We start from the raw sequence: 17883 nt of genomic DNA on the forward strand, positions 1-17883 counted from the left end.
CCTAACCGGCGCCACACCCCTCAGCTATGCCCCATTGGTCAGCCCACCATGCGCAATGTGGCCGCGACGACCAACGGTCGTCGCCTACCGCGCCGCATGGAGCCATGCCCTGCGTGACTGCCCCTCAGAATCTGGCCCGCAGATTGAACAACACCCGCCGCGGCTCGCCCCAGTAGCCCGAATTGAAGAACCCGACATTGCGGTAGTACACCTTGTCGAACAGGTTGGTCACGGTCACCCCCACGCTCACGTTGTCGGTGATCCGGTACCGCCCCATCAGGTCGAACAGCACGTACCCGCCCTGGCGCATCTTGCCGGTGGCGGTGATCGGGGCCCCGGCCGCGGTGTAGCGCCCGGTCGGGATCGGCTGCATCTGGTAGATCTCGCTCTGCACTGTGAACCCACCGCCGACCATCCACCTGCCGTGGCGCCAGGTCGTGTTGAAGCGTGCCAGCTGCATGGGGCTGGTGCTGGCGAAGCGGCTGCCATCCGGGTTGGTGCTGTAAGCGTAGGTGTAGCCGCCGGTCATGCTCCAGGTGTCGGTGATCGAACCGGACAGTTCGAATTCGGCGCCGTTGGTTTCAATGCCCTTGCTGGCGATGTAGGGCACGCTGCCGTCGGGCAGCACGATGTCGGCGCCGGCCGGGTCGCGCGTGGCCACGTTGTCCTGCTTCATGTAGAAGCCGTTGAGCGAGCCGTACAGGCGGCCGCCGAAGAACTCGCCCTTGAAGCCATATTCGTAGTTGCTGCCGGTCACAGGATCCAGCAGCTGGTTGTTGATGTCGCGCAGCGCGGTGGCCTGGAACACATCGGAATAGCTGGCGAACGCGGAGATGTTCGCGCTGAGATCGTAGATGGCACCCAGGTACGGGGTCGGCTCATGCGCGGTGGTGCGCGCGCTGCGCCCAGTGAACACACCGTTGACATCGAAATTGTCGGTGCTGCTCTTGTAGTCCGAGTAGCGCACACCGGCGATGACCTTGAGCGGGTCGATCGGGTTCAGGCGCACCGCGGCGTAGTAGCCGGTTTCAGTGGTGGTCGTGGTGTTGGAGGGAATGCCGTAGTTGAACGTGGTCGGCTTGCCGATGTTGCCGTCCCAGCTGTAGATGCTGGGGAAGGCGGCCACGTTGTACGGGCGCGAGCTGATGCCGGCACGGATCGTGTCCAGGTCGCGGTCGTAATGGTTCACGCCCACCACCAGTTCGTGCTGGCGCCCGAACAGCTGGAACGGGCCCGATGCATACAGGTCGAAGGCATCTTCGCGGGTTTCGGACACCGAATAGGTATCGGCGATGCGCAGGCCCAGGCCGGTGACCCGGTCGGCCCAGTTGCCGGTATTGGAGCCGGCCAGCAGCAGGCTGTCGGTGTCGGTGTTGCGGCGGTTGTAGGCCAGCCGACCGCTCCAGCCGGCCCCGAACTGCTGCTCCAGGGTGAGGAAATAGTTGGTGCTTTCGCGGTTCCATTCGTTCCAGCGTGCTGCGGCGCTGTAGGAGCGCGGCATCTTCGCGGTGCTGCCATCGCGGAAGAACAGCGGCGAGGCGCTCCAGGCGCCGCCGTCGGATTCGGTCTTGAGGTAATCGATGCCGGCGCGCAGGCGGGTGCTGTCGGTGAGGTCGGCTTCGATCACGCCGTACAGGCTGGGTGATTTGTCGTGCTGGAAACGCACCCAGCTTTCCTTGTCGGTGTAGGCGCCGACGAAGCGGCCGCGCACACGGCCGTTGTCGGTCAGCCGGCCGGAGACATCCACTTCGCCGCGCTTGTAGTCCCACGAGCCGGCGCTGAGGCTGGTACTGGCCTGGAAGGTGTCGGTCGGGCGCTTGCGCACCATGTTGACCGTGGCAGAGGGATTGCCCGAGCCGGTCACCAGGCCGCTGGCGCCGCGCACGATTTCAATGCGCTCGTAGATGGAGGTGTCGCTGAGGATCGAGTTGCCGCCGGCACCGGTGGTGTAGTTGGTCGGCACGCCATCGAACATGAAGTTGTTGATCGCAAAGCCACGGGCATTGAACAGGGTGCGGTTGCTGTCATACGACTGCACGGTCACGCCTGGGGTCTGCTGCAGTACTTCGGCGATGGTGATGAGGTTGAAATCCTCGATGCGCTGGCGGGTGAACACCGTGAGCGACTGCGGGGTTTCGCGCAGGGTCAACGGCAGCTTGGTGGCGGTGTTGGTGCCATACACCTGGTAGCCCTCGGTGCGCTGGGTGACCATCACCTTGTCCAGCTCGGTGGTCTTCGGGGTGTCCCCGTCCGGCGTGGCGACGGATTGGGCCAGCGCCAGAGAGGGCGCCGTGGCGGCCAGCGCCAGGCACAGGGCAAGGGTGTTCCGGCGCGGGGCGCCAGCGGTGCGGAAGCGGGACATGGGAAAACCTCGGTAGCAGCGAAGATCAGGAATCGGGCGCGCGCGGTGCGGCGGAGCGTGGCGAGGGTCGCGCCATGGGCGCGGTCCGGTAGCTGAGCCAGAGCAGGGGCAGGACGGCACCGGCGGCGAGGATGCCGCAACCGGCGATGACGCCGTAGGCGATGCCCCAGGCGCTGATGCTGCAGGCCACGGCGGCGCTCAGCGCGACCCAGCCGAGCAGCCGCAGCCGGCGGCGGCGCGCCGGCGCAGGGGCGGGACCGAAGACATCCCGATGGTGGCGTTCCATGGCCAGCGACAGGCACGCAAAGCCGAACAGCGACAGCAGCAGGGCAAGCACGGTCATGCGCCGGGCCCGGTCGCGGTGGCCGCGCCGGCGCGTGGCGCACGCACACGACGCTGCGCCGGCACATGCCGGTTGACCTTGCGCGCGGCCCACAACAGGCCTGCACCGATCAGCAGCAGGCCGACATCGATGCCGCCCTTGGCCAGGTCGCCTGTGGCAAAGGCCGTGAACATGCCGCCGTGCCACGCCGCCACGTTGAACACCGGTAGCAGCACGGCGAGCACACCTGCACAGGCGAGCTGTTCCACCCACGCGCGGCGCGGCAGGCGCAGCGTGGCATGCACCAGGCACACCGCCCACGCGGCGAAGAACACGCTGATTTCAGCCTTGGAGCGTTGCTCCAGTGCGGCCGGCAGCAGCCGGTTGCCCCACAGGAACGCGAGCATCGCCACCGGCAGGCCGGCCACGAAGCCGATGTTCAGGCGTTCCACGATGCGGAAACCCAGGTGAGGGCAGGCGGGATCGGGCAGCTGTTCGCGTCGCTTCACCGTCCACAGCACCAGCCCGGTGGCCACCATCAGCGTGCCGGCCACGCCGGACAGGAAGAACAGCCAGCGCATCGCGGTCGGGGCGAAACGGCCGGCGTGCATGCCGATCATGCCGTCGCGGGTGTACACGGTGGCCGAGCGTCGTGGGGCCTCACCCAGCAGCGTGCCGCGGGCATCGAAGCGCAGCGGTTCGCCGCTGTCGGCAATGCGGTCGCCACTGTCGCGGCGCAGGGTGATGCGCATCGCCGCATCGCCGGGCTGGTCAACCACCACGGAGGCGGCATGGCCATCGCCCCACTGCCGCGCGGCCACCGGCAACAGGGCCGCCAGCGCCGGTGGCGTGGCGGCCTGGCCCAGCGGCTCGACCTTGGCCTCGCGCGGGAACAGCTCGGCGAAGAACGCATCGCGCCCGCCGAAGTTGGCATCCACCGCCCACGGCATGTACACGGTCATCAGCGTGATCAACCCGGTGTAGGTGATCATCAGGTGGAACGGCAGCGACAGCACCGCCAGTGCGTTGTGCCCGTCCAGCCAGCTGCGCTGGCCCTTGCCGCGGCGCAGGGTGAAGAAGTCGGCGAAGATCTTCTTGTGGGTGATCACGCCGCTGACGATGGCCACCAGCATGAACATGGTGCAGAAGCAGACGAACCAGCGTGCCCAGATCACCGGCACGTAGTGCAGGTCGAAGTGCAGGCGGTAGAAGAAATCGCCGCCGCGCGTTTCGCGCGCCTGCACCGGGGCGCCGTTGGCATCCAGCGTGGCCTGCCACGGGTTGGGCTGGCCGCGTTTGGGTTCCGGTGCATCCTTGGGCTGCCAGCGCACTGCGGTAGCGTTGCTGCGGCTGCCGGGCAGTTCGATGGACCAGCGCGTGGCATCCGGCGCGGTGCGCGCCAGGAAGGCCTGCGCCTGTTCCAGCGCGATTTCCGTAGTGGCCGGCAGGGTCAGTTCCGGCTGCATCCAGCGGGTCAGTTCCACCCGCCAGTAGCTGGCGGTGCCGGCGATGAAGATCAGGTACAGCACCCAGCCGACCACCAGGCCGGACCAGGTGTGCAGCACCGCCTGCGACTGGCGGAAGCCCTGGCTCATGCCGCGCTCCCGGCCAGCAGGGTGGACAGGGCAACGCCGACGGCGGCTGCCAGTGCCAGCCCCACCGCCGCACGTGCGACGCTGCGCGCCGCATAGGCCCAGATCGCGGCGAGGGTGTAGATCACGAACGAGGCCATGGTCGCGGCCAGTGCGGCATCCGCCAGGCTGCCGGGCAGCAGGCGCGCCAGCGCGGCAGCCCAGGTGGCCGCAACCGCGTAGCCGCCGAGCAGGGCCAGCCCGCCGCGCGCCCAGAGCACGCCGTTGCCAGCCTTGCGCGGCGATGCGCGGCGCGGGGTGGCACCGGCCGGTACGGTCGGGGAGGGGGAGGGCGGTTGCGAACGGGACACGGCGGCGGGGGCTGCAAAGCAATTGAGAATCAATAGTATTTGACGTCGGCGACCCTGTCGAATCCCTCGATCGAGGGATGCGCCGTGCCGAGCCTTGTGCTGCAGCGGTTTCCGGGCACACCCCATGCCCAGGCGGCGCGAGCTGCAATGTTATAAACACCGTAATAGTCTCCCCGGCGGCTGCCGCAGTAGGCTTTGCCCATTGCACAGGAGCTGTTGCCATGGGTCACGACCACGATCACCTGCCGAGCGAGATCCGCCACGAGAAGCCGTTGTGGTGGGCGCTGGGGCTGACCACCACCTTCCTCATCGTCGAGGTGGTGGGCGCGTTCTGGACCAACAGCCTGGCGCTGTTGTCCGATGCGGCGCACATGGCCACCGACACGCTGGCACTGATGATCGCGCTGGTGGCGGTGCGGCTGAGCCGGCGCCCACCGGATGCACGGCGCACCTACGGGTATGCGCGGCTGGAAGCGCTGGGCGCGATGATCAACGGCGGCATGCTGTTCGTGGTGGCCGGCTACATCCTGTGGGAGGCGGTGGCGCGGTTCCGCCAGCCGCAGGAAATCGCGTCGACCGGCATGTTGGTGATCGCGGCCTTCGGGCTGGTGATCAATCTGATTTCGATGCGTCTGCTGCGCGCGGGCAGCGGTGAGAGCCTCAACGTGAAGGGCGCCTACCTGGAAGTGTGGGCGGACATGCTGGGTTCGGTGGCGGTGATCATCGGCGCGCTGCTGATCCGCTGGACCGGGTGGAGGCCGATCGATCCGATCCTGGCGGTGCTGATCGGGCTGTGGGTGCTGCCGCGCACGTGGGTGCTGATGCGCGAGGCGATCAACGTGCTGTTGGAAGGCGTGCCCAAGGGCATCCAGGTGGAGGCGGTGCGCGCGCGGTTGTGCGCGCACGCGGGCGTGCAGGATGTGCACGATCTGCATGTATGGGCGCTGGCCTCGAGCACGCCAGCGCTGACCGCGCATGTGGTGGTCGCCGAAGGCGTGGATGCGGACGGGCTGCGCCGCCGGCTGGGCACGGCGCTCCACGAGGAGTTCGGCATCGATCATGTGACGCTGCAGATCGAGGCGGACCATTGCGGGGATGATTGCGGCGATGGCACGCCGGCGGTGAAGGCGGGGCACGGCGATCATGACCATGACCATGCCGGACACGCGCATGGGCGGACGCATGAGCCACGCCGCAGCAGCCCGGACGCGCAGGGCCATCACGGTCATCCACATCCCTGAACCGGCGGCTGCCGCTACAATGGGGGTCTGCCTCGCCATCCCCTCGGAGAAACCGCAGTGACCCGGAAACTCGTACTGTTGCGCCACGGCCAGAGCCAGTGGAACCTGGACAACCGCTTCACCGGTTGGGTGGACGTGGAACTGACCGAGCAGGGCCGCCGCGAGGCCGCCGCCGCCGGCCGCCTGATGCGCGAAGAGGGGCTGCAGTTCGATGTGGCGCACACGTCGGTGCTGAAGCGCGCGATCCACACGCTGCAGGGCGCACTGGCCGAGCTGGACCAGGACTGGCTGCCGGTGAGCAAGAGCTGGCGCCTCAATGAGCGTCACTACGGTGGGCTGCAGGGCCTGGACAAGGCCGAGACGGCGGCCAAGCACGGCGAGGACCAGGTCAAGATCTGGCGCCGTTCGTACGACATCCCGCCGCCGGCGATGGACCGCGAGGATCCGGGCCACCCGATCCACGACCGTCGCTACTCGACGCTGGACCGCAATGCGCTGCCGGGCACGGAGTCGCTGGCGACCACGCTGGACCGCGTGCTGCCGTACTGGTTCGACGCGATCGCGCCGCAGCTGAAGGACGGCAAGACGGTGCTGGTCACCGCGCACGGCAATTCGCTGCGCGCGCTGTACAAGTACCTCAACAACGTCTCGCAGGAAGCCATCCTGGAGCTCAACATCCCGACCGGCATTCCGTTGCTGTTCGAGCTCAACGAAGACTTGACCGTGCAGTCGTTCCGCTACCTGGGCGACCCGGAAGCAGCCCGCAAGGCCGCTGAGGCCGTGGCGAACCAGGGCAAAGTGCGGTAAATAGCCACCGTTGGTGGATTTCCCTGCGCTCCGTGCGTGCGGACCAACGGTCCGCACCTACCGGGCGGGGGCAGGCAGGTATCGACCGTTGGTCGATACAGCCTGTGACCTTTGGCCGGTCCCGAACCCGCTCACCCGCGCTACGCTGCCTGATTGCCCGCATTGCGGGTGATGCTTCCCTGTAGCCGGAGAGTCGAATGAAGTTTTCCAAGCTGGTCCCGCTGGGCCTGACCGTTGCCATCGCCGCGTCGCTGGCGGCCTGTGGCAAGACCGATACCGCGCCGGCTGCCGCCGTGGCCGATGCCAAGCCGGCGTTCGATCTGTCGCAGATCAAGACGCCGCTGATCTCGCTCAACAGCGCTGACCTCGATCCGGCCATCGCCGCGTGTACCGACCTCAACGGGTTCGTCAACAGCAGCTGGCTCAAGGCCAACCCGGTGCCGAACGACCAGACCACCTGGGGCAGCTTCGAGATCCTGCGCGAGCGCTCGCTGGAAGTGCAGCACGCGCTGGTGCAGCAGGCGGCCGCCAGCCAGGCCAAGGCCGGCTCGGTGGAAGCCAAGATCGGTGATATCTGGAAGACCGGCTCGGATGAAGCAAAGATCGAAGCGGCCGGCATCGCCCCGCTGCAGCCGCAGCTGGACAAGATCGCCGCGCTGAACGACACCGCCGCCATCACCCAGTACCTGCGCGACAGCCAGGCACAGGGCCAGGGCGTGCTGTTCTCACTGTCGGCCAACGCCGACTACAAGGACTCGGCCAACGTCATCGCCTATGTCGGCCAGGGCGGCCTGGGCCTGCCGGAAAAGGGCTATTACTTCGACGAATCGCAGGCCAAAATCCGCGAGGCCTATGTGGCCTACATCGCGCAGGCACTGACCCTGTCCGGGGTGGACGCCGCGCAGGCCAAGACCCAGGCGCAGGCGGTGATGGAGTTCGAAACTCGCTTGGCCAAGGCCTCGCTGTCGCGCATCGAACTGCGTGACCCGGCCAAGCGCTACAACCCGGTCAGCGCCGCTGAAGCGGACAAGCTGACTCCGAACTTCAGCTGGACTGCATTGTTCGACACCCTGAAGGTGCCGGCCGCACAGAAATTCTCGCTGGCCCAGCCGGGCTTCTTCGGCGAAATGGACAAGATGCTCACCGAAGTGCCGGCCTCGACCTGGCAGGCCTATCTGCGCTTCCACACCGTCGATGACGCCGCGCCTTACCTGAGCAGTGCGTTCGAGAAGGCCAACTTCGACTTCTACGGCACCACCCTGCGTGGCCAGAAGGAAATGCAGCCGCGCTGGAAGCGCGTGCTGGAGTCGGTCAACACTTCCATCGGCGAAGGCCTTGGCCAGCTGTACGTGGACGCGGTGTTCCCGGCCGAGTCCAAGGAACAGATGCAGCACCTGGTGGAAAACCTCTCGGTGGCACTGAAGGCGCGCCTGGAGAAGCTGGAGTGGATGGGCGAAGACACCCGCAAGAAGGCGCTGGAGAAGTGGGCCAGCTTTACCCCGAAGATCGGTTACCCGGACAAGTGGCGCGACTGGTCGGGCTTTGAGACCAACGCCGACAGCTACCTGGGCAACATGCAGGCCGCGCGCGCGTTCAACTACCGCTACATGCTCAACAAGATCGGCAAGCCGGTCGACAAGACCGAGTGGGGCATGACCCCGCAGACCGTCAATGCCTATTACAACGCGACCAAGAACGAGATCGTGTTCCCGGCCGCGATCCTGCAGGCGCCGTTCTTCGACGCCAAGGCCGATCCGGCGCTGAACTACGGCGGCATCGGTGCGGTGATCGGCCACGAAATGATGCACGGCTACGACGATTCGGGCAGCCAGTTCGCCGCCAACGGCAACTTCGACAACTGGTGGACTGACAGCGACCGCAAGGCCTTCACCGGCCGTACCGACCAGCTGGTGGCGCAGTTCGATGGCTATGAATCGCTGCCGGGCGTGAACGTGAAGGGCAAGCTGACCCTGGGAGAGAACATCGGCGACCTGGGCGGCCTGACCGTGGCCTACGACGCGCTGCAGATGGCGCTGAAGGAGAACCCCAAGGCCAATGTCGCCGTGGATGGGCACAGCCAGGACCAGCGCTTCTTCATGAACTGGGCCACCGTGTGGCGCCGCAACTTCACCGACGGCGAACTGCGCGTGCGCCTGAACACCGACCCGCATGCGCCGGCGAACTTCCGTGCCAACGGCGCGCCGTCGAACATGCCGGCGTTCGCGCAGGCGTTCGAGTGCAAGCCGGGCGATGCGATGGTGAGTGCCGACGACAAGCGCGTGGTGATCTGGTAATCGAGGGGGCCCGGCAATGCCGGGCCCTTTTTTGTGCAAGCGGCGTCCGAGGTAGAGCGGACTGTTAGTCCGCTGCCGTCCGCGCTCGGGTCCGGTCCGCGTAGCCGACTAACAGTCGGCTCTACCGTCGCGGGGCGGTCGGTCCGCGTAGCCGACTAACAGTCGGCTCTACCTTCGCGGGGCGATTAGTCCGCGTAGCCGACTAACAGTCGGCTCTACCTTCGCGGGGGAGGTCAGCCCGGCGTCAGCGTGGTCAGCAGCGCCTTGGCCGCGTTGAAGCGGTCTTCGGGCAACGGCAGCGGCACCTTGATGCGCAGCTTGTCGGGGCCATCCATGGTGTACAGCTTGGGCTGCTTCTGGATCATCTGGATGACCGCCATCGGGTCGATGGACGGCTTGGCCTCGAACACGATGCGGCCGCCGTTCTCACCCAGTTCCAGCTTGCGGATGCCCAGTGCGTTGCACTGCAGCTTCAGCTCGGCCACCGCGAACAGGTGCTTGGCCGCGTCGGGCAGCAACCCGAAGCGGTCGATCATCTCCACCTGCAGTTCGCGCAGCTCGCCACTGTCACGCGCGCTGCTGATGCGCTTGTACAGGGTCAGGCGGGTGTGCACGTCGGGCAGGTAGTCGTCCGGGATCAGCGCCGGCACGTGCAGCTCAACCTCGGCACCGCGCACCTCCTCGCCCGAATCCAGGTCCGGCAGCTTGCCCAGCCGGATGCTGCGCACCGCGCGCTCAAGCAGTTCGGTGTACAGGCTGAAGCCCACCTCGGCCATCTGCCCGCTCTGGTCTTCGCCCAGCAGTTCGCCGGCGCCGCGGATCTCAAGATCGTGCGTGGCCAGGGTGAAGCCGGCGCCAAGTTCGTCCATGGAGGCGATGGCTTCCAGGCGCTTTTCGGCATCGGGCGTCATCGAGCGCTTGTCCGGCACCACCAGATAGGCGTAGGCGCGGTGGTGCGAACGGCCGACGCGGCCACGCAGCTGGTGCAGCTGGGCCAGGCCGAACCGGTCGGCGCGGTTGATGATGATGGTGTTGGCGTTGGGGATGTCGATGCCCGATTCGATGATCGTGGTCGACAGCAGCACGTTGTAGCGCTGCTTCTGGAAATCCAGCATCACCCGCTCCAGCTCGCGTTCGGGCATCTGCCCGTGGGCGATGCCGATGCGTGCCTCGGGCACCAGCTCGGCCAGGTCGCGCTGCATGCGGCCGATGCTTTCCACGTCGTTGTGCAGGAAATACAGCTGGCCGCCACGGGCCAGTTCGCGCTGGAAGGCTTCGCGCAGCAGCGCGTTGTCCCAGACGGTGATGAAGGTCTGCACCGCCAGCCGGTTCGGCGGCGGGGTGGCGATGATCGACAGGTCGCGCAGGCCGGCCATGGCCATGTTGAGCGTGCGCGGAATCGGCGTGGCGGTCAGGGTCAGCAGGTGTACGTTGGCCCGCATCGCCTTCAGCGCTTCCTTCTGGCGTACGCCGAAGCGCTGCTCTTCGTCCACCACTACCAGGCCCAGGTCCTTGAACTTCACGTCCGGCTGCAGCAGGCGGTGGGTGCCGATGATGACGTCGATGGTGCCGGCCGCCACCTTTTCCAGCTCGGCCTTGATCTCCTTGGTGCTCTTGAAGCGCGACAGCACTTCCACCCGCAGCGGCCAATCGGCGAAGCGGTCGCGGAAATTGCGGTAGTGCTGTTCGGCCAGCAGCGTGGTCGGCACCAGCACGGCGACCTGCTTGCCGGCGCTGGCGGCGGCGAACGCGGCGCGCACGGCCACTTCGGTCTTGCCGAAGCCGACGTCGCCGCAGACCACGCGGTCCATCGGCTGGCTGCTGGCCAGGTCGCGCAGGGTCGCATCGATCGCGGCGAGCTGGTCGGCGGTTTCCTCGAACGGGAAGCCGGCCGCGAACGGCTCGTACATCGCGCGGTCCACATGCAGCGCCAGGCCGGCGCGCGCGCGGCGGCGGGCCTGGATCTCCAGCAGTTCGGCGGCCACGTCACGGACCTTCTCGGCCGCGCGGCGCTTGGCCTTGCTCCACTGTTCGCCACCGAGCGAATGCAGCGGCGCGGTCTCCGGCGAGGCGCCGGAGTAGCGGCTGATCAGGTGCAGCTGGGCCACCGGCACATACAGCCGGTCGCCCTTGGCGTATTCGATCTCCAGGAATTCGCCCGGCATGCCGCCGGCGTCGAGCACGATCAGCCCGCGATAGCGGCCGACGCCGTGGTCTTCATGGACGATCGGCGCGCCTTCGGTGAGCTCGCCCAGGTCGCGGATGATCGCTTCCGGCTCGCGTCCGACCCGGCGGCTGCGCCGGGTGGTGCCGGCGCGCTCGGGAAACAGCTGGCGCTCGGTCAATACCGCCAGCGGCGGTGTATCGAGCGCGAAGCCGTCTTCCAGCGGCGCCACCGTGATGGCGAAGCGCTGGCCCGGATCGGCCAGGAAGGTCGGCAGGTCGGCCACCACCGGCGGCTTCAGTTCGGCCGACAGCAGCACTTCCAGCAACGCTTCGCGGCGGCCCGGCGAATCGGCGGCGATCAGCACCCGACCCGGGTAGTGGCCCAGGAACGACTTCAGTGCTTCACCGGCTGGCGCATCGCGCGCGGCCACCGGCAGCGGCGGCAGCGGCTGGTCGCCCAGCGGCGTGGCTTCGTCGATGCGCGGGTGGTCGGCGCTCCAGACTTCGATGCGCGGCAGGGTGTTCAAACGTGCACTCAGACCCTCCGGGCTGAGGTACAGCTCGGTGGGCGCCAGCAACGGGCGCTCCACATCGTGCCGGCGCTGCTCATAGCGGTTCTGGGTCTGCGCCCAGAACGAAGCCGCCGCCTCGCCCACGCCCGGCGCGATCACCGGCAGCGCGTTCGGCTGCAGGTAATCGAACAGCGTGGCGGTCGCGTCGAAGAACAGCGGCAGGTAGTACTCCACGCCAGCCGGTGCCAGCCCGGACTTGAGATCCTGGTACAGCGCACTGCGCCGGGTATCCACGTCGAAGCGTTCGCGCAGGGTGGCCAGCACCCGCGACACGCTCAGTTCGTCCAACGGCACTTCGCGGCCGGGCAGCATGCGCACCGCGTCGACCTTGTCCAGCGATCGCTGGCTTTCCGGGTCGAAGGCGCGGATCGAATCGATGTCCTCATCCAGCAGCTCGATCCGCAACGGCGCTTCCGCGCCCATCGGGAACACGTCGAGCAGGCCACCGCGCACGGCGAAATCGCCCGGGTCCATCACCTGGGGCACGTTGCGGTAGGCGGCCGCTTCCAGCCGGCGCTTTTCCGCATCCAGATCCAGGCGCTGGCCGACCTTCAGGTCGAAGCTGCCGCCGATGATGTACTTGAGCGGGGCCAGCTGCTGCAGCAGGGTCTGCACCGGCACCACCACGATGCCACGGCGCAGCGTCGGCAACTGGTGCAGTGCGGCCAGGCGCTGCGAAATGATGTCCGGATGGGGGCTGAAGGCATCGTAGGGCAGCGTTTCCCAATCCGGGAAGGCCACCACCGGCAGGTCCGACGCGGCACCCAGCAGGGTGCGCAGGTCGGACTCGATCTGGTTGGCGCCGTGATTGTCGCGCGCGATGACCAGCAACGGCCCGTCGTGCGTTTCCGCAGCGCGTGCGATGTACCACGCCAGCGCCGTGGGCGAGGCGGGAGCGCGCCACCAGGCGCGGAGCTGCCCGGAACGGGGCAGCGGCGGTGTAGGAGTTGAGGTACGTGACATGAGCGGTCGATTTTAGCAGACCGCCACGTGATGACCTCTTACTGGCCCGGATCGAGTTCCAGCACCATGCGCACCAGGCCGGGCGTGCCCTGCGGATGCGGCACGGCCTTGAAGCCCAGCGAGGCGGCCAGCTGCTTCATCGGTTCGTTTGCTTCCAGCACGTCGCCGTACAGGTGATCCAGGTATTTGCCCTTGCCCCACTTGACCAGCTTGCGCATCAACTGTCGGCCGAGACCCTGGCCGATGAGGAACCGGCTGATGAGGATCGAGTATTCGGCATCCTTCGTGCCCGGGATGATCGACGCGCGCGCCAGCGCACCGACCACCGCAACGCCTGCCTGCTCGTTTTCGGCGGCGACCAGCACGATCTCGTTCTTGACGTTGGGATGGGTGAGTCGATACGCCGCCTCTGCAGAAAGCTCATCGACCGACTGCGTCAGGCGGTCGCGGACTTCTGCGGGCCCGAACAGACTGAACGCCCCCTTCAGGGGTTCGTCGTCTTCGGGACGAATCGGGCGGATCAGCAGCTCATGGCCGCTGGGCGCTTTGAAAACTTCGTGCCAGGGCGGCATGCGGTTACGGGTAGCCATACCGGTGATTCCTTGGTGGTCTTCGGATTCTCGCATCCCCGGGGGCGCGTTCCGTGAACGAAACACTCACGCCGTTCAGCGGGCGGTCGTGGCGTTACTCGGCCTGCTTGAGCCACTGCAGGCGGGTACTGGCGCCGGCTTCGCCCAGATACTGCTTCAGCGCAGGCATGGCCGGGGCCAGCACCTGGTCGAACTGCCAGGGCGGGTTGAGCAACAGCATGCCACTGCCGTTGAGCCGAAGGGGAGAGTCATCGGGCCGAACCAGTAGTTCTACTGTAAGCACCGACTTCACCGGCAGGGCGCAGGCCTTGCGCAGGAAGTGCAGGATGGTGCGGCGCTGCTTGATCGGGAACCAGATGGCGAAGCTGGCCTGCGGCCAGCGCGCCAGGATCTCGCTCACCGAGGCAAGGATGCGCTGGTACTCGGCATCCTGGCCCTCGTAGGGCGGGTCGATCAGGACCAGGCCACGGCCGATCTTCACGCCGTTGGCCTTGGGCGGCAGCAGCGCCTTGTTCTGTGCGTAGCCGTCGGCGTGCAGCACCGCCACCCGGCTGTCATGCGCGAACAGCGCCTTGAGCGAGGCCGCTTCGGCATCCTGCAGCTCGCACACGGCCATGCGGTCCTGCTCGCGCAGGGTCTGCGCGCTCAGCAGGGGCGAGCCGGGGTAGCTGATCATCGCCCCGACCGGGTTGTCGGCCTGCACCGCCTTGAGGTAACGCTCGACCACGGCCGGCAGCTTGGGCTGGGCCATCAGCCGCATCACCCCGTCCTCGGCCTCCAGGGTCTTGCGGCTTTCCTCGCTGGCCAGCAGGTAGCGGCCAGCGCCGCCGTGGGTGTCCAGCACGAAGAACGGGCTGTCCTTGCGCTTGAAGGTGTCGAGCAGGGCAAGCTGGACGATGTGCTTGAGCACATCGGCGTGGTTGCCGGCATGGAAGGCGTGGCGGTAATTCATCGGCGCAGTGTACGGGGCGGCGGCCCCAGCGGCTATGCTGCGCGCATGAACCGCCCCCTGCACAACGTCCTGGTCGTCGAAGACGAAGCCGCCATCGCCGATACCGTGCTCTACGCGCTGCGCAGCGAGGGCTACGGGGCCCGCCACTGCCTGCTGGGCGGGCAGGCGCTGCAGCTGCTGCGGCAGGAGCCGGTGGACGTGGTGCTGCTGGACGTGGGCCTGCCGGACATGAGCGGCTTCGAGGTGTGCCGCACGCTGCGCACCTTCAGCGACGTGCCGGTGATCTTCCTGACCGCCCGCAATGACGAATTCGACCGGGTGCTGGGTCTGGAGCTGGGCGCCGACGACTACGTGGCCAAGCCGTTCTCGCCGCGCGAGCTGGTGGCGCGGGTGCGGGCGCGGTTGCGCCGCGCGGTGGCACCGGCCCCCGCGGAGGCGGCCGGCTGGCAGCAGCACGGCCGCTTTGCGATCGACCGCGAAGGCCGCCGTATCCGCTTCGGCGGGCAGCTGCTGGACCTGACCCGCTACGAATACGCGCTGATGGCCGCACTGCTGCAGCGCCCCGGCGCGATCCTCAGCCGCGCCCAGCTGATGGACCGCGGCTGGGATACCGATGCCGACAGCGCCGACCGCACCGTGGACACCCACGTAAAGACCCTGCGCGCCAAGCTGCGCGCCGCCGGGGCCGAGCCCGACCCGATCCGCACCCATCGCGGCGTGGGTTACGCGCTGGAGGTGTAGCGTGCGGCTCGGGCTGAAACTGTTCCTGGGCTTCTTCCTGATCGTGGGCATCGCCGCATTCTTCGTGATGCGCGTGTTCGTCAACGAAGTAAAGCCTGGGGTGCGCCAGGCGATGGAGTCGACCCTGGTCGATGCGGCCAACGTGCTGGCGGAAATGGCCGCGGCCGACCTCAAGGCCGGGCATATCCGCAATGGCCCGTTCGTGGCCAGCCTGGCACGCGCACAGCGCCGCGATCCCAAGGCGATGGTGTGGCGCTTTCCCAAGCGCAGCCTCGATTACCGCGTGACCATCACCGATGCGCGCGGCATCGTGGTGTATGACTCCACCGGGCAGGACATCGGCCGCGACAATTCGCGCTGGAACGATGTCTACCGCACCCTGCGCGGCGAATACGGCGCGCGCTCCAGCCCGGAAACGCCCGGTGATGAAGTCCATTCGGTGATGCACGTGGCCGCGCCGATCCATGATCCGGCTGACCCCGGCAAGCTGATCGGCGTGCTCAGCCTGGCCCAGCCCAACCGCAGCATCGATCCGTTCATCGCCGCCAGCCAGCGCGCCATTCTGCAGCGCGGCGCGTGGCTGATCGGATTGTCGGCACTGATCGGGCTGTTGATGACGGCCTGGCTGATGCACGGCGTGAACCGGCTCAACCGCTATGCCAAGGCGGTCAGCGCCGGCGAACCGGTGCCGCCGCCCAGGCCGCGCCGCGACGAGATCGGCGATCTGGGGCAGGCGCTGGAAACCATGCGCCGCAAGCTGGAAGGCAAGGCGTACGTGGAGCAGTACGTGCAGTCGCTGACCCATGAGATGAAAAGCCCGCTGGCGGCGATCCGCGGCGCGGCCGAACTGCTGCAGGAGCCGCTGCCCGATGCTGACCGGGTGCATTTCGCACGCAGCATCCAGGGCCAGGAACAGCGCTTGACCGAAACCATCGACAAGCTGCTGGCGCTGGCCGAAGTGGAACAGCACGGCTGGCTGCAGAAGCGCGAACGCATCGCGCTGGCGCCGCTGCTGCAGGCCGCTGCCGATGCCGTGGCGATGCGGGCGCAGGCGGCCGACGTCGCGGTGGGCATTGAAGTTGCCGACGGCTTGGAGATCCAGGGCGACGCCTACCTGCTGCGGCAGGCCCTGAACAACCTGCTGGAGAACGCGCTGGCGTTCTCCAGCCCAGGCAGCCGGGTGCAGCTGGGCGCTTCGCGCGAAGGCGATGGCGTGGTGCTGCGGGTGGCCGACCGTGGCAGCGGCGTGCCGGAATACGCGCTGGAGCGGGTGTTCGAGCGTTTCTACTCGCTGGCGCGGCCGGCCACCGGCCAGCGCAGTTCCGGCCTGGGCCTGTCGTTCGTACAGGAAGTGGCGCGCCTTCACGGCGGCCGCGCGAGCCTGCGCAACCGCGAAGGCGGCGGCGCCATCGCGTCACTTCACATTCGCTTCAAATAGACCACAAACCCCGCACACCGGCAGCGCTGAAGCTGGCACCCTTCCCAACCGAGGACGGGTGATGAAATCCCTGAAGATGTTGTTGCGGTTCGCCATCGTGGGCGGGCTGATCCTGTTGCTGCTGATCCCGCTGATGATGATCAAGGGCGTGATCAGCGAACGCGAGGCATACCGCGACCAGGCCTACCTGCGCGTGGCGCAGAGCCGGGCCGGCGCGCAGACCCTGACCGGGCCGATCCGGGTGGTGCCGTGGACCGAGACCCGCCAGGTCGAAGTGATCGACGCGGCCGGTACCAAGAAGATCGAAACCCAGGTGGAGCAGAGCTACTGGTTGCAGATGCCGTCCAAGCTGGTCGTCGATGGCGGCATGCTGCCCGACGAACGCCGGGTTGGCCTGTTCCGCGTGCCGGTCTACACCTGGAAGGCCAAGGTCAGCGCCGAGTTCAGCGATGACGACTACCCGGTGAAGGCGGGGCGCGTGTACGGCACACCGTACCTGGCGGTGGGCATTGCCGACGTGCGCGGCCTGGTCGGCTCGCCCGATCTGAAGGTGGATGGCGAAGCGCTCACGCTGCAGCCGGGCATCGGTGATGTCACCGGCATCGGCAAGGGCCTGCACGTACCGTTGCAGGGCTTCGCCGACAACACCGGCGGCATGCTCAAGTCCAGCAGGGTGGACCTGTCGCTGGTGCTCGATGGCACCCGTTCGCTGGCGGTGGTGCCGGTCGGGGATGACAGCCGCATCGCGATCCGCTCGCCGTGGCCGCACCCGCTGTTCGGTGGCAGCTTCCTGCCCAACGAGCGCAAGGTGGGTGAGAAGGGCTTCGACGCCGAGTGGGCGGTATCCTCGCTGGCATCGGAGGCCCAGCGCCAGCTGCGCGACAACCGCGATGTGGAACCGGAAACGGTAAGCGTGGAGCTGGTCAACCCGGTCGACATCTACACCCAGGCCGACCGCGCCAGCAAGTACGGCATCCTCTTCATCGTGCTGACGTTCGTGGGCTTCATCCTGTTCGAGCTGATCAAGCGCCTGCGCATCCACCCGCTGCAGTACCTGATGGTGGGCCTGGCGCTTGCGATCTTCTTCCTGCTGCTGCTGAGCCTGTCCGAGCACATTCCGTTCTGGGTGGCGTATGTGGTGTCTGCAGTGGCGTGTATTGGATTGCAGGCGGTGTATCTGTCGGGCGTGCTGCGCAGCTGGGTGCGGGGCATGGGCTTTGCCGGGATGCTCACGGTGCTGTACGGCGCGCTGTACGGGTTGCTGGTGTCGGAGAACAATGCGTTGCTGATGGGCTCGTTGCTGCTGTTCGCGGTGCTGGCCACGGCAATGTGGATCACGCGCCGCATCGACTGGTACGAACTGGGCGCGGGCCTGAAGTAGGCGGCGCTGACGTTATTCGCCATCCCACACGACGCTTCCGGCTTCGTGTGGGACCACCGGACGCTGCTGGGACAAGGGCAGGCTGGTAACCGCAGTGGATCGCGCTAGGTTC

The 17883-nt window shown here is 67.4% G+C and carries 13 protein-coding genes; 6 read left to right on the top strand and 7 right to left on the bottom strand.

Features of this window, described 5'->3' with window-relative positions:
* Nucleotides 1-124 precede the first annotated feature (124 nt).
* Genes AC06E7_RS10590 through AC06E7_RS10605 form a run of 4 tightly spaced genes read right to left on the bottom strand, consistent with a single transcriptional unit; the run spans nt 125 to nt 4626 of the window.
* Nucleotides 125-2362, bottom strand: a complete 2238-nt coding sequence (locus tag AC06E7_RS10590) for a TonB-dependent siderophore receptor (protein WP_478064552.1) — start codon at nt 2360-2362, stop codon at nt 125-127.
* 25 nt (nt 2363-2387) lie between these two features.
* The gene (locus tag AC06E7_RS10595) at nt 2388-2705 is read right to left on the bottom strand and encodes a DUF3325 domain-containing protein (protein ID WP_478064554.1); all 318 of its coding nucleotides are present in this window, start codon (nt 2703-2705) and stop codon (nt 2388-2390) included.
* Nucleotides 2702-4279 (bottom strand): PepSY-associated TM helix domain-containing protein, encoded by a 1578-nt coding sequence (locus AC06E7_RS10600; RefSeq protein WP_478064555.1) that lies wholly within the window; start codon nt 4277-4279, stop codon nt 2702-2704. The genes AC06E7_RS10595 and AC06E7_RS10600 overlap by 4 nt, the downstream gene beginning before the upstream one ends.
* On the bottom strand, nt 4276-4626 hold the full coding sequence (locus tag AC06E7_RS10605) for a hypothetical protein (protein WP_478064557.1): 351 nt from the start codon (nt 4624-4626) through the stop codon (nt 4276-4278). The genes AC06E7_RS10600 and AC06E7_RS10605 overlap by 4 nt, the downstream gene beginning before the upstream one ends.
* A gap of 221 nt (nt 4627-4847) precedes the next feature.
* On the opposite strand from AC06E7_RS10605, the gene AC06E7_RS10610 reads away from it, so the two are divergent.
* The 3 genes from AC06E7_RS10610 to AC06E7_RS10620 all read left to right on the top strand — a co-directional run bounded on the left by AC06E7_RS10610 (nt 4848) and on the right by AC06E7_RS10620 (nt 8968).
* Complete coding sequence (locus tag AC06E7_RS10610; protein ID WP_307107231.1) at nt 4848-5867, top strand: cation diffusion facilitator family transporter; 1020 nt, start codon at nt 4848-4850, stop codon at nt 5865-5867.
* Between the two features lie 57 nt (nt 5868-5924).
* Entirely contained in the window at nt 5925-6674 is a 750-nt protein-coding gene (gene gpmA / locus AC06E7_RS10615) for a 2,3-diphosphoglycerate-dependent phosphoglycerate mutase (RefSeq protein ID WP_478064559.1), read from the top strand.
* 197 nt (nt 6675-6871) lie between these two features.
* Complete coding sequence (locus AC06E7_RS10620) at nt 6872-8968, top strand: M13 family metallopeptidase (RefSeq protein WP_478064561.1); 2097 nt, start codon at nt 6872-6874, stop codon at nt 8966-8968.
* 233 nt (nt 8969-9201) lie between these two features.
* Here AC06E7_RS10620 and mfd read toward each other — a convergent pair whose 3' ends face one another.
* The 3 genes from mfd to AC06E7_RS10635 form a co-directional block, all read right to left on the bottom strand.
* Nucleotides 9202-12669 (bottom strand): transcription-repair coupling factor, encoded by a 3468-nt coding sequence (mfd, locus tag AC06E7_RS10625; protein WP_478064563.1) that lies wholly within the window; start codon nt 12667-12669, stop codon nt 9202-9204.
* A 38-nt stretch (nt 12670-12707) separates the two neighbouring features.
* On the bottom strand, nt 12708-13259 hold the full coding sequence (locus AC06E7_RS10630; RefSeq protein WP_093533131.1) for a GNAT family N-acetyltransferase: 552 nt from the start codon (nt 13257-13259) through the stop codon (nt 12708-12710).
* Nucleotides 13260-13353: 94 nt separating this feature from the next.
* Complete coding sequence (locus AC06E7_RS10635; protein WP_210131498.1) at nt 13354-14211, bottom strand: 23S rRNA (adenine(2030)-N(6))-methyltransferase RlmJ; 858 nt, start codon at nt 14209-14211, stop codon at nt 13354-13356.
* A gap of 45 nt (nt 14212-14256) precedes the next feature.
* Here AC06E7_RS10635 and creB point away from each other — a divergent pair, with 45 nt between their 5' ends.
* From creB to creD, 3 genes are all read left to right on the top strand, one after another.
* The gene (gene creB, locus AC06E7_RS10640; protein WP_478064565.1) at nt 14257-14952 is read left to right on the top strand and encodes a two-component system response regulator CreB; all 696 of its coding nucleotides are present in this window, start codon (nt 14257-14259) and stop codon (nt 14950-14952) included.
* A gap of 1 nt (nt 14953) precedes the next feature.
* A complete protein-coding gene (gene creC, locus AC06E7_RS10645; protein WP_478064567.1) occupies nt 14954-16390 on the top strand; it encodes a two-component system sensor histidine kinase CreC in 1437 nt (478 codons plus the stop codon).
* 61 nt (nt 16391-16451) lie between these two features.
* On the top strand, nt 16452-17771 hold the full coding sequence (gene creD, locus AC06E7_RS10650) for a cell envelope integrity protein CreD (RefSeq protein WP_478064568.1): 1320 nt from the start codon (nt 16452-16454) through the stop codon (nt 17769-17771).
* Nucleotides 17772-17883: the final 112 nt, after the last annotated feature.

The sequence above is a fragment of the Stenotrophomonas sp. Steno-Z4 genome, from assembly GCF_056393145.1.